This window comes from Streptomyces sp. NPDC040610 (genome assembly GCF_055594065.1).
The window spans coordinates 474440-487079 of record NZ_JBVIXA010000002.1 but is presented as its reverse complement, the minus strand read 5'-3'; the positions used below and the strand labels follow the sequence as shown (position 1 = coordinate 487079).

Below are 12640 nucleotides of genomic sequence, written 5' to 3'. Positions count from 1 at the left end.
CCTTCCCTCGCGGAACTCCCGCCAACACCTGGCGGGACGACCCGTTGCCGGACCGCGGCCGTCCACGGTCCGGCACCGCCGGCTAGGGGCGGTTGTCCACCAGGTCCTGGATCTGCGGATAGATCTTGTCCATGCGCGTGCCCACGTTGTGCGGGCAGGAGCCGCCCCAGTGCAGGGCGATCACCTTGTGGGAGGAGCCGGCGAGGACCGGGGAGCCGGAGTTGCCGCCCGAGGTGTCGCAGTTGTACCCGACGTCCTCGGTGCCGAGCTGGGGGTTGCGTATCCCGCAGTAGGCGCCGCCGTCGTTCTCCTCGTACAGCGATATGCGCTTCGGCTTGGTGTCGCCGTGCCCGGCGATATAGGCCCGCTCGTTGGCGATCGGCGCGCGGGTCTCCAGGAACAAGGTGCCGAACTGGGTGATCCGGTCGAAGTTGTCCACGCTGAACAGCGAGAAGTCGAGGGAAGGCGAGGTGCGGAGCAGGGCGTTCGCGCCGACCTTGGTTCCGGGGCGCGGGTCGTTGCCGCCGCAGGTGGCGCAGTCGTAGTCGAACTGCACCTCCATGGTGTCGAGTTCCGCCTGGTTCTTGACGCAGTGGTTGTTGGTCATCATGTGGTTGCCGCGGCCCACGCGCCAGGCCGTGCACCAGCCGCCGCCGTTCTTCAGCATGCGGGCCACGCCGCGCGAGGCGGCGTACTGCGCGGGATGGCTGGTCCGGTAGCAGACCGCGTCCCTGCGGCCGTCGGCGCCGCACACGCTGCGCGGGTTCCTGTCGGCGATCTCCGCCTCGCTGTAGCCGCGCCAGTAGCGGTCGATCGCCGCGTGCGACCCACCCTTCCCGCTGGTGTGCAGGGTGACCACGGCGGTGTCGCCGTCGACCGACATCGCGGCGAAGCCGGGTCGGCCGTGCCGGGTGAACCCGGCGTCGTCGCGTGCGGCGGCCCCGCGCGTGGGATCGCCGTGGTACGTGTGCACCTCGCGTCCGGTCGGGTCCGCGACCGTCACGTAGTCGCCGGGGGCGAGGGCGAGCCGGGCGAAGTGCACCTTGACGTACGCCGCTCCGCGGTGCCGGATCTCCTGCCGGACCGGGCTCCCGGACGACCCGAGCCTGAGATCCACCGCCTGCTCCTCGCCGACGGTGGGGATCGGGGCGGCCTCGGCGCGCGGCGGCGCGGCATCGCCCGCCGCCGTCGGCGCTACGGGAATCAGAATGCTCGTGGCCACGAGCGCGGCGGCCACGATGATGCGTCTCAACACGGTTGCCTCCTTGGTGGGTCGGCCGTGGGTCGGCCAGAAGCGGACCGCTGCGCACGACCGCTTCGACACACCAAGGTAGGTGTGGACATGACAAGATGTGAGAGGTGTACCGGCCAGCGGTCGCCCGGCGGGGGCCATCCGTTCGGGGGGTCCGCCGGGGCGCCGCTGACGCGAACTAGGCCGCTGGCTCGGCCCCTTGGGGCGGGTCGGCCCGCCACTCGGCGGCGATGCCGCGCATCAGCGGCGGGTAGACGAGCAGGTGCCGAAACGGAGCGATCGCGGCCATGTAGGCCTTCCCGAACAGGCCGTTGGGCTTGACGAGCACGGCCATCTGGCCGCGATACCCGCCCTTGCCGTCGGGGACCCAGCTCAGGTGCATCACCCCGTGCACGGTCCGGTTGCTCATCTCCGACGCCCACTCGTCGTCCGTCAGGAAGACCGAGCGGAACGGGAGGCGGTCGAACTCCGGCCCGAAGGGGCCGTCGCGCAGATCGTCGGGCAGCCGGTCCCGCAGCGTCGCCACCCGGGAGCCGACACCGGCGTCGGCCTTGTCCCAGCCGAACCACTCCCCGAGCTTCCAGCGGATCGCGAAGAGCACGCGGGCGATCCGGGACGGGTTGTCGGACGTGTCGCCGCCGGTGGTCTGCCGCACCAGGTGCGGGAAGTCGTCGGGGCCGCCCGGCGTCGGCAGGGCCCACACGTCGTAGAGACGGAAGTCCGGCGTGATCTCGTGGATCCGCCAGGGCCGGGACGTGTGCGCGGTGTTGGGGAGCCTCATGCGTGGAACCTCCGTCTGCTCGGTGTCGGATGACTGCGAGGGAGTGAGTCCGTATGGGGTACGAGATCGCGCTGCGGCGCCGCGCTACGGCGGGGGAGCGATGCCGAGCACGCCCGCGACGGCCCGGGCCGCGAACAGTTCGTCGTCCGGAGCCTGTCCCGCCAGGGCGATCACGGTGCCTTCGAGCGCGCCGACGAAGGCGAGCGCGAGGGTCCCGGTCGGTCGGCCGGGCGGGATCGCGCCCGCCGCGCGCCCGGCGTCGATGAGACCGGCGACGCGGGTGAGGAGCGTGTCGTAGTTCCGCTCGACCTCGCGCCCGACGGGATGGTCCTGACCGCTGAACTCCAGGCGCAGCGCGATCGGTACGCGCGCCACGTCACGCCGGCAGAACACGGCGTGGCCGCGGGCGAGGGTGAGCAGCGCCGTGACGGGATCCGGTTCCTGTTCGACGAACCGCGCCACCTCGTGCCAGTACGTCTCGCGGAACCAGGCGCACACGGCCAGGGCCAGATCCTGCTTGTCCTTGAACTGGTGATAGAGCGCACCGCGTGTGTACCCGGCCTCACGGGCCACCTGCTCCAGCTTGAGATGGCCGTAGCCGTAGCGGGACAGGCCCCGTGCGGCCGATTCGAGCAGCGCGGTGCGCGAGCGCGCGCTGCGGTCGGCCTGGGTGGGGCGGGGGCGGCCGACACCGTCCCGCGCGGTCGGCTGCCTCCGTGTCCCGCCTCGTGTGTCCGGGGTCCGCATCGCTGCTCCGCTCGGTTCGTCGCACCGGATGGCCGAAGTCCTGCTGCGTGGAGGCTCGTTGCCCCTCCTCCGACAGCAACCATACATGCACGTGTGTATGTTTCTTCGAGGGGGTGATTCTCACGGAAAAGCGCAGGTAGGGTGCGCCATCGGAAAGCGGAAACCGGAAACCGGTTTTCCCGGTGCGGCGCACGCCGCCGACGCCGTGGGGGCCAGAAAGTGAGCAGACAGATGCAGCCGACCTTCGTCTTGGTGCACGGAGCCTTCGCGAACTCCTTCTCCTTCGCACCGCTCCAGGCCGAACTGGGCCTCCTCGGCCACCGCTCGGTAGCCGTCGATCTGCCCGGGCACGGATTCGCCGCGACCTACACCCGCGCCTACCAGACGCCCCAGGACCTCGAAGGGCTCGCCACCGCGCCCGGCGCGATCAAGGGCGTCACCCTCGCCGACAATGTCGCGCACCTGATCGGGATCCTGGAGCGGGCCAAGCGGAACGGCCCCGTCATACTCGTCTCGCACAGCCGCGGCGGCGTCACCGCGACCGCCGCGGCCAACGCGCGACCGGACCTCATCGACCGCATCGTCTACGTCTCCGCCTGGTGCCCGGTCCTCCTCGACGTCGGCGACTACTACGCCGAGCCGGAGATGGCCACGGTCGACGCCGCGTCGCTGGCCCTGGCGATGGCCGGGAACCCGGCCGAACTCGGCCTGCTCCGCGTCAACTTCCGCACCGCGGACCCCGGCGCCCTGGCGGCGTTCAAGGCGGCCTTCCTCGCCGACGGCACCGACGAGGAGTTCCTGACCTTCCTGAACACCTTCCAGCCCGACGAGAACCTGGACGTCGGCACCTCCGCCGACCGGGCGCGGGCCGAGACCTGGGGCCGCATCCCGAAGACCTACGTCCGGCTGGCCGACGACACGAGCCTGCCGCTCGCCCTGCAGGACCGCCTGATCCGCGAGGGCGACGCGCTGACCCCGGACAACCCCTACGACGTCCGCGACCTCGAGGGCAGCCACCTGAAGTGGCTCGTCCACCCGGCCCCGGCGGCCCGGCTCCTTGGCGAACTCGCCGCGCCCCTGGCCGCTGCCGACGGGTCATGAGCACAGTCGGCTGAGGAGTTCGGCGGTGGCGGTGGCGCCCGCCCGACGGGGTGCGCCTACCGCCCTGCCCCTCGATAGGTCCTGCCCCCGCGGCGCGGCAGGGCCGCCGGTGTGTCGGCGGGGGTGGCGATCGTCTCGGCGGCCAGGTGCAGTTCGCTCCTGGTCGTCGCCGACGACAGCTCCAGGTCCAGGAGTTTGCCGCACTCGGCGAGCCAGGCCGTGAGCGTGGACCGGTGCAGCCCCAGCTCGGCTGCCGCGGGCGCGGTGCGGCCCCGGTGCCGCAGCCAGCACCGGAGCGTGATGCGGAAGCGGGTGTCCAGCGGTTCCAGCAGCCCGGACGCCCAGCGGGCGGCGTCCTGCGGGCCGAGCAGACCGGTGGGCAGCGCCGGGTCGGTGCGCAGCCTGGTCGGGGCGGTCGCCCGGACCGGCGGGACGGGCAGGACCGGAGCGGTCGTCGGGGCGGCGGCCTGCGCGGGCACGGGCAGGGGAGTGGCCGGGGCGCGCAGCGCGAGCAGCAACTGCGCCTGCACGGTGGGGTGGTCGAGATCGACGGCCAGGAGGCTCCCCGCGGCCCGCAGCCGTGCGCGTACCGTTCCCTCGGACACATCGAGCGCGGGCGCGGCCGTCTGCGCCGAACCCGAGCGCAGCCAGGCCTCCAGGGTCCGGCGCTGCTCCCGGTCCAGGGGCCGCAGGACGCCCGCGGACCAGGCGCCGAGGCGGTCGCCCGGCACGACCCGGAGCAGCCCGTCCGCGCCGAGACCGCTCGCGGCGGCGAGACGCCCCGGGGTGGCGCTGTGCCGGGCGGCACCGGCCTCGGACCAGGCGGTGGCGAACATGTCCAGGGGAGCGGGTTCCGCCGCGCCCCCCGTCAGTTGGTGCCGTTCGGCGATGCGCGCGATGAGCGTGCGCGCGGAGGTGTGATCTCCGTGCGCGTCGTGGCGTGCGACGGCCACCAGCTCCGTCCCGTCCAGACAGACCAGCATCCGGGGGCCGCCGAGGAACGCGCCGGGCTGCGCGGCCCGCCACAGGGCCTGGTAGGCGGCGTGCACGGTGCGCCCGGTGAGGCGGTACACGGTCGCGTGCGTCGCGGTGCCGTCGCCCAGGACGGAGGCGGCCAGGGCGTGCTGGCCGTGCAGCAGCAGGTTCAGCACGGCGGCGTGCAGCCGCTGCTCGGTGCCGCGCACGTCGTCAGCCCGCCGGGCCCGTACCCGCAGCAGGTCGGCGGTGGCCTGCGCGATCAGGGCGACGTGGGCGCACGGCGCCCGCCCGGGGCCGACGACGAGGACGGAACCGGAGGCGTCGCCCACGTGCCGGACGGTGAGGTGCGGATGGGCCTGCGGGTGCGCGGCGGCGCGCTCGCCGTCGGGCCCCGCCGTACGGGGGGTGCTGTGCACGGTGCCGACCGAGGGGTCCACGAGGGCGGCCCAGCCGTCGGCGAGCGCGGCGGTCTCGGCGATCAGGACGGCGCCGGAGCGCGCCGCCGCCCGCGTCAGCCGCTGCACCCACTGGCTCGCGGGGTCCGGTGCGACGGGAGTGGGCGGGGGCCCCGTGAGGTGCTGCGGACGGCCCGCGCCACCGGTCGTCATGAGATCCGGGCGACCCCGCCCCACCCGGCCCGCTCGGTGAGCCGTCCGGTGGTGGCGTCGGGCCGCCAGTTGGGCCAGGACACATAGCCGGGCTCGACCAGATCGAGGCCGTCGAAGAAGGCGATCGTCTGCTCCGGCTCCCGGAAGATGTAGGGGATCGCGCCGGAGTTGTTGTACTCCTCCTGGACCTCACGGTGCCGCTCGTCGGCGGCGGTGGAGTGGCTCAGCGACACATAGCTGCCCGAGGGGAGCCGGGCGATGAGCCGGCGTACCAGCGACAGCGTCTCGTCCCAGTCCACGATGTGGCCGAGCACGTCATTGATCACTAAGGCGATGGGCCGGGTCATGTCCAGGGTCTTGGCGGCGCCCTGAAGGACGGCGTCGGTGTCCCGCATGTCCGCGAGTACGTAGTCCATCGCGCCCTCGGGCGTGCTCTTGCGCATCGCGTGGACGTGCAGCAGGACGAGCGGGTCGTGGTCGACGTACACCACCCGGCAGTCGGGCGCGATGCGCTGGGCGACCTCATGGGTGTTGTTGGCCGTGGGCAGCCCGGCGCCGACGTCCAGGAACTGCCTGATGCCCGCCTCCCGCGCCAGCCAGTTGACGCTGCGTATGAGGAAGCCGCGGGACTCCCGGGCCATCGGCTCGATCATCGGGTACTTGTCGCGATAGGCGTCACCGGCGGCCTGGTCGGCGGGGAACCAGTCCTTTCCGCCCAGCCAGTAGTTCCAGACCCGGGCGCTGTGGGCGACGGAGGTGTCGATCTGCAGGGGGTCTGTCGGCTCGGTCATGACAGTGCCTCTTTCGACTTGTCGGGATGGAAGGCGGTGGCGCAGGAGTAGTCAAGGAGCAGGCGGTAGTCGGTCACGGTGGTGGGCGCGTCCCAGATGTCGGCGGCGCCGACCGGGCCGCCCTCGCGGACCACCCGGTCGGGGATCTCCGGTGCCTCGACGCGGTAGACGGTGATGGCCGGTTTGCCGGTCAGGGCGTGCGGGGGTCCGTCCAGCGGATGGATCTGCAAGGTCACGTCCGCCCGCTCGGCGGCGGCCCGCAGCGCGGTGAGCTGCTCCGCCATGACGCTGTCGTTGCCGACCCGGGTGTGCAGGGCCACGGCCGACATCAGCGCCCAGATCCGGGTCTGCTGGGTGCGCAGCCGCTCCTGGCGCACCATGAGCAGTTCGGTGCGGGCCTCCTTGGCGGCTGCCGTCAGATCGGGCCGCAGGGCGTCGTCGACGGCGCGGGCGTAGTCCCGGGTGCGTAAGAGGGCGGGGACGAGGGCCGGTTCCCAGGTGCGGATGATGCTGGTCGCGGATTCCACGCTCATCAGGTCGAGTTGCCAGGGGTCCATGACAGTGCGCCAGGGATGCCACCAGCCGGGCAGGTTGGCGGTCGCGAGCTTACCGAGGAACTCCTCGATCTCCGCGTCCGGTGCCCCGTACGCCCCGAGGAGCGAGCGGACCTGACCCTCGTCCAGGGACGTCTGCGCGTGCTCGATCCGGCGGACGGTGACCGGGTGGGCGCCGAGGGCGTCGGCGGCCTGTTTGCGCGACAGTCCCGCCGCCTCGCGCAGGATCTTGAGCCGGGTGGCCAGAACGAGATGCGCGAGGGTCGGACCGGACCTTTCGCGGGCCACGAACGCTCCTTCCGGCACTCTCCACAACTTGCGGACAGTGCACACCTTGTCGCTTGCAATCTGTGTGCGCAACCCTTTGAGTATGTCCATGGCGACAGCCGACGGGAAACCGGTCAAGTCGCCGTGCACTGCCTGAGCTTGCTTCGGCTGGAGTTGACGTGTCGGCGAGCCCGAGAGAGAGCGCGTCGGCACACCATGCGGCTGTGAGCCCCGTCGAGGGACATCACCAACTCCTCGGGCAGAAGGGGGAGATGACGTGCTGACACTGGGCGTGCTGGTCGGCAGGGCGGAGCTGGAGCTCGCCTTCGCCGGAGGTGTCGACGCTGCCCGGTTCGGGGCTGTCGGCGTGGCCGGACTCACGGCCCTGACCGTGTCGCAGCTGCTGGAGGGCGAGCCCCAGCGGCGCCTCGACGCCGGATGCCTCGTCCTGGTCACCGGGCTGCAGTTCCGCGCCCGGGGCCGCGCGGAGGTCGCCCTGGAGACGCTCATGGAGCAACTGGCCCTGGACAAGTGCGCCGGCCTCGTGGTGAGCCTGGAGCCCGGCGCGCACCAGCCGCTGCCCCAGGCGATCCGCGACCTGTCCCACGCGCTCTCCGTGCCCGTGCTCGTCACCACCGCGCCCCTGCGGGAGTGGGCCAAGACGCGCCACCGCCTCCAGGAGAGCCGCCTCGCCGGGGCCGAGCTGCGCGCGAGCCAGCTCACCACGCTGGTGCAGCAGGTGCCGTCCGAGCTCGCCGACCCCCGCGCGATGCAGCGCATCGCGGACTGGCTCGCCCGCGCCCTCCAGGTACAGGTCCTCGTCAGCGACCCGCACCGGGTGCTCGCCGCCTCGCCCGCCACGGCCGCCGAGGCCCTCGCCCCGGCGATCATCCACAGCTCCGTCGACGGCACGGCGTCCGGCCGCCCTTCGGGCCCGCACACCCGGCTCATCTCCCTCGGCCCGGCGCGCGGGGCGGGCACGGTCCTCGCCATCGCCCGCGGCACGGCCCCCTTCGACGACGCCGAGGTACGCCTCCTCGGGCACGCCGCGAAACTCCTCGGCCTGCTCGACCAGGCGCGCCGCGAGTACCGCGCCGCCGCCGAGACCTCCCGCGCGGCCCGCAGGGCGGCGGTGGAGCTGCTCCTCGACGGCGAGGTGGACAAGGCGCGCCGGGTGCTCGCCGCCCAGGCGCCCGGTCTCCTCGACGCCGACACGGTCAGGGTCTTCGTGGTCGACGTCCCGTGCGCCCACCGGGACGTCGCGGTGCGCCGGTGCGAGGTCGTCACGGAGGGCCGCGCCCTGGTGATCGCCGACCCGCGCGCCGACCGCCGGATCATCGTCGTCCAGCCGGTCCGTCCCGGCCGCGCCGACGACGGCGTGGGCGCCGACCTGACCCGGCTCGTCGCCGCCCTGGGCGCCGAGGCCTCCGTCGGCGGCAGCGGCGTCTACTCCATGTCCCTGCTCGCGGACGCGCTCCGGGAGGCGGGCGCCGCCCAGGGGTTCGCCCTGCTCCAGCCGGACGCGGCCGCGCTGTCCGCCCCGAACACGGACCTGATAGGCCTGCTCCCGCCGCGCGACGCGCAAGTGTGGGCGAGAAACCTGCTCGACCCGCTGATGCGCCACGACGCCCAGTGGGAACAGATGCGCGAGACCCTGTCGATGGCCCTCGCCCACCCCTACACCGTCGCCGCACGACGGCTGAACCTGCACCGCAACACCGTCACGCGCCGCGTGGCCCGGGCCGCCGAGGCGCTGCGCGTGGACTTCGCCTCCGTCGCCGACCGGATAGCCGTCGGCCTCGCGCTGGAGCTGGTCACCCACCGGGAGCCGCCCGCGCAGTCCATGACGCAGGGAGCGTACGCGCCGACCCTCCACTCCCTCCTCGCCTCGCCGCAGGTGACGGCGTGGGCGGACACCCTCCTGCGGTCGGCCCGGGGCGACCGCAGGGACCTGATCACGACGGCCACGGTGTGGCTCACTCACGAGGCGCACCTGGAGGCGGCCGCGCGGGCCCTCGGCCTGTCGGAGGCCACCGTGCGCTCCCATCTGCGCGCCCTGGAGGCGCACATGTCCCGGGACCTCGGGTCGCTGAGCGGCCTGCGCGACCTTCAGTTCGCCCTGCACGTCGCGACCGGGAAGGTCGAGATAGCGGAGAGCCGCGGCGTCCTGTGTCCGGTGACGTGATCGACGGACCCACGACACACGGGGTGTGCGGCGGCCGGGGGACCGTCGCACGGGAGGCTCACGGAAAGCCGCAGCAAGGGAGGCTCACGAAAAACAGAGGCGCCGTGCTCCGTGACTGAGTACGCTGTACGCTATTCATGCCGGACAGCTGTGCGAGCCGTACAAGGAGCCCCCGTGAAGGTCACCCCCGCCGACAGCCACACCCTGATCCAGGTCCGCGGAGCGCGGGAGAACAACCTCAAGGACGTCTCCCTCGACCTGCCCAAGCGGCGTCTCACCGTGTTCACCGGAGTCTCGGGATCCGGCAAGTCCTCGCTCGTCTTCGCCACCATCGCCGCCGAGTCCCAGCGCCTGATCAACGAGACGTACACCGCCTTCATCCAGTCGTTCATGCCGAGCGTGGGCCGCCCCGACGTCGACGAGCTGCGCAACCTCAGCGCGGCGATCGTCGTCGACCAGGAGCGGATGGGCGCCAACTCCCGCTCCACGGTCGGCACCGCCACGGACGCGTACACGATGCTGCGGATCATCTTCAGCCGCCTCGGCGTGCCGAACATCGGCACGTCCGGGGCCTTCAGCTTCAATCTGCCCGACGGCATGTGCCCCGAGTGCGAGGGCGCCGGCGAGGTCTCGACCGTCGACGTGGACCAGCTCCTGGACCGCGAGAAGTCCCTCAACGAGGGTGCCCTGACCCTCCCGTACTACGCGGTGGACTCCTGGAGCTGGCAGGTCATGGCCAACTCCGGCTTCTACGACCCCGACAAGAAGCTCAAGGACTTCACCGAGCAGGAGTGGGCGGACCTCCTGCACAAGGACCCGGTCAAGGTGAAGGTCGGCTCCAACGGCTTCACGTACGAGGGCCTCGTCTCCAAGATGCAGCGCACCTGGCTCGCCAAGGACCGCGACGGACTCCAGCCGCACATCAGGGCCTTCGTCGACCGCGCCGTGGTGTTCCGGCAGTGCCCGCTCTGCGAGGGCACCCGCCTCACCCGGGAGGCGCTCTCCTCGCGGATCGACGGCGTGAACATCGCGGAGTGCTCCGCGATGCAGATCAACGACCTCGCCGACTTCGTCCGCTCCATCGAGGACGCGGGCACCGCCCCGCTCCTCGCCAACCTCCTGGACCTCCTCGACTCGCTCACCGAGATCGGCCTCGGCTACCTCAGCCTCGACCGCCCCTCGGGCACCCTCTCCGGCGGTGAGGCCCAGCGCGTGAAGATGGTCCGCCACCTGGGCTCCAGCATCACCGACGTCACGTACGTCTTCGACGAGCCGACGATCGGCCTGCACCCGCACGACATCCAGCGCATGAACGACCTGCTGCTGCGGCTGCGCGACAAGGGCAACACCGTGCTCGTCGTCGAGCACAAGCCGGAGGTCGTCGCGATCGCCGACCACGTCGTGGACATCGGCCCGGGCGCGGGCACGGCGGGCGGCGAGATCTGCTACACCGGCGACGTGGCGGGCCTGCGCGCCTCGGGCACCCTCACCGGCCGCCACCTCGACCACCGCGCCCGGCTCCGCGACACCGTTCGCACCCCCAAGGGCCACCTGGCCGTCAAGGGCGCCGACGCGCACAACCTCAAGGATGTCTCGGTCGACGTGCCCCTCGGCGTCCTGACCGTCGTCACCGGCGTGGCGGGGTCCGGCAAGAGCTCGCTGATCCACGGCTATCTGTCCGGGCAGGACGGTGTGGTGGTCGCCGACCAGTCCCCGATCCGTGGCTCGCGCCGCTCGAACCCGGCGACGTACACGAACCTGCTCACGCCGATCCGCAACGCCTTCGCCAAGGCCAACGGCGTCAAGGCGGCCTTGTTCAGCGCCAACTCGGAGGGCGCCTGCCCGAAGTGCAACGGCCTCGGGCTCGTCTACACCGACCTGGCCATGATGCAGGGCGTCGCCTCCGTCTGCGAGGAGTGCCGGGGCGAGCGCTTCACGCCGGAGGTGCTCACCTACCGCCTCAACGGCAAGAACATCAGCGAGGTCCTCGGCATGTCGATCGCCGAGGCGTACGACTTCTTCCCCTCCGGCCAGCCGCACACCATCCTCGGCCGCCTCGCCGACGTCGGCCTCGGCTATCTGCGCCTCGGCCAGCCCCTGAACACCCTCTCCGGCGGCGAGCGCCAGCGTTTGAAGCTCGCCATCCACATGGCGGAGAAGTCCTCCACGTACATCCTCGACGAGCCGACCACCGGTCTGCACCTGGCCGACGTGGACAAGCTCCTCGCGCTCCTGGACCGGCTCGTCGACGACGGCAACTCGGTCATCGTCATCGAGCACCACCAGGCCGTCATGGCCCACGCCGACTGGATCATCGACCTCGGCCCGGGTGGCGGCCACGATGGCGGCGAGATCGTCTTCACCGGCACGCCCGCCGAACTGGTCACCGCGAGCGACACCTTGACGGCCCGTCATCTTCGGGAGTACGTCGGTTCCTGACCGGTGCCACGGAGGCGGGTCGCCGACCGCGACCCGCCTTCCGCAGCATGTCGTGACCCAGGTCACGCTCATGGATCGCTCACTTCTCGGCGGGCGGGTGGTCATACCTGCACTTCCCGCGCAGAGGTTCCGGCGGCCCGGTGCCGCCGGAGTCCTGCTGCCTTCGAGGTGAGAGGCGTAGCCATGGGTACGAAGACGAACGCGGAGCGGATGCTCGGCTGGGTGGAGACGGAGCGCCTCGGCGTCGCCGACCTCCTGGCGGATCTCGACGACGCCGAATGGGAGGCACCCTCGCTCTGTGAGGGCTGGACGGTACGGGACGTCGCCGCCCATCTGACGCTGTCGACGCGCACGACATGGCGGATGGTGCTCGGCGGCGCCCTGCGCGCCCGCGGCGACTGGAACCGCATGGAGGCCGAGTTCGCCGTGCGGCGGGCGGCCGCGTTCCCGCCCGCCGAACTGATCGCCCAGATCCGGGAGACGGCGGGGTCGCCCCGCCGGGCACCCATGGCCGCCCCCGCCGACCCCCTGGTCGACTTCCTCGTCCACGGGCAGGACATCGCGCGCCCGCTCGGACGCACGCGGGCCATGCCCCCGGAGCCGACGGCGACGGCCCTCGATCACGTCGTGGGCAGCCCGTTCTACGGCGCCCGCAAGCGCCTGCGAGGCCTGCGCCTGATCGCCACCGACGCGGACTGGTCGACGGGCGACGGCACGGACGAGGTCCGCGGTCCGGCGGGGGACCTGCTGCTTCTGGCGACCGGTCGCCCCGCCGGACTCGCGGGCGTGTCCGGGGCGGGCGCCGAACGTCTGGCGTCGGTGCTCTAGCTCTTCGTGCGGCCGGGGCTTGTGGCGTGGTGGGTACGTGCTCGTGGGCGGCGTGGGCGGCGTGGGCGGCTTGGGTGACGCGGCCGGTGCGGGCGCCGCGGCCGGCGGG

At 72.4% G+C, this 12640-nt stretch carries 10 protein-coding genes; 4 read left to right on the top strand and 6 right to left on the bottom strand.

The genetic code is table 11. The features are described 5' to 3' along the window. Window positions 1-82: 82 nt before the first annotated feature. The 3 genes from ACZ6AA_RS08690 to ACZ6AA_RS08680 form a co-directional block, all read right to left on the bottom strand. On the bottom strand, window positions 83-1255 hold the full coding sequence (locus ACZ6AA_RS08690; RefSeq protein ID WP_471457011.1) for a trypsin-like serine peptidase: 1173 nt from the start codon (window positions 1253-1255) through the stop codon (window positions 83-85). A 175-nt stretch (window positions 1256-1430) separates the two neighbouring features. Continuing rightward, a complete protein-coding gene (locus ACZ6AA_RS08685) occupies window positions 1431-2033 on the bottom strand; it encodes a DUF2867 domain-containing protein (RefSeq protein WP_468458921.1) in 603 nt (200 codons plus the stop codon). 84 nt (window positions 2034-2117) lie between these two features. After that, a complete protein-coding gene (locus tag ACZ6AA_RS08680) occupies window positions 2118-2780 on the bottom strand; it encodes a TetR/AcrR family transcriptional regulator (protein WP_468458919.1) in 663 nt (220 codons plus the stop codon). Between the two features lie 231 nt (window positions 2781-3011). Here ACZ6AA_RS08680 and ACZ6AA_RS08675 point away from each other — a divergent pair, with 231 nt between their 5' ends. Beyond that, window positions 3012-3881 carry an alpha/beta hydrolase gene (locus ACZ6AA_RS08675; protein WP_468459193.1) on the top strand — a complete coding sequence of 290 codons (870 nt, stop codon included), beginning with the start codon at window positions 3012-3014 and terminating at the stop codon, window positions 3879-3881. A gap of 56 nt (window positions 3882-3937) precedes the next feature. Here ACZ6AA_RS08675 and ACZ6AA_RS08670 read toward each other — a convergent pair whose 3' ends face one another. From ACZ6AA_RS08670 to ACZ6AA_RS08660, 3 genes are read right to left on the bottom strand one after another with little or no spacing between them, the layout of a single operon-like run. Next, window positions 3938-5467: a helix-turn-helix domain-containing protein gene (locus ACZ6AA_RS08670; RefSeq protein ID WP_471457009.1), complete on the bottom strand. Its 1530-nt coding sequence runs from the start codon at window positions 5465-5467 to the stop codon at window positions 3938-3940. Continuing rightward, complete coding sequence (locus tag ACZ6AA_RS08665; RefSeq protein WP_468458915.1) at window positions 5464-6258, bottom strand: SAM-dependent methyltransferase; 795 nt, start codon at window positions 6256-6258, stop codon at window positions 5464-5466. Before ACZ6AA_RS08665 ends, ACZ6AA_RS08670 begins: the two co-directional genes overlap by 4 nt. Beyond that, complete coding sequence (locus ACZ6AA_RS08660; RefSeq protein ID WP_468458913.1) at window positions 6255-7100, bottom strand: helix-turn-helix domain-containing protein; 846 nt, start codon at window positions 7098-7100, stop codon at window positions 6255-6257. The genes ACZ6AA_RS08665 and ACZ6AA_RS08660 overlap by 4 nt, the downstream gene beginning before the upstream one ends. A gap of 256 nt (window positions 7101-7356) precedes the next feature. Here ACZ6AA_RS08660 and ACZ6AA_RS08655 point away from each other — a divergent pair, with 256 nt between their 5' ends. The 3 genes from ACZ6AA_RS08655 to ACZ6AA_RS08645 all read left to right on the top strand — a co-directional run bounded on the left by ACZ6AA_RS08655 (window position 7357) and on the right by ACZ6AA_RS08645 (window position 12531). Next, complete coding sequence (locus tag ACZ6AA_RS08655) at window positions 7357-9264, top strand: helix-turn-helix domain-containing protein (protein WP_468458911.1); 1908 nt, start codon at window positions 7357-7359, stop codon at window positions 9262-9264. A gap of 174 nt (window positions 9265-9438) precedes the next feature. Next, on the top strand, window positions 9439-11703 hold the full coding sequence (locus ACZ6AA_RS08650) for an ATP-binding cassette domain-containing protein (RefSeq protein ID WP_471457006.1): 2265 nt from the start codon (window positions 9439-9441) through the stop codon (window positions 11701-11703). Between the two features lie 183 nt (window positions 11704-11886). Further along, window positions 11887-12531, top strand: a complete 645-nt coding sequence (locus tag ACZ6AA_RS08645) for a maleylpyruvate isomerase family mycothiol-dependent enzyme (RefSeq protein WP_468482168.1) — start codon at window positions 11887-11889, stop codon at window positions 12529-12531. The last annotated feature ends 109 nt before the right edge of the window (window positions 12532-12640 follow it).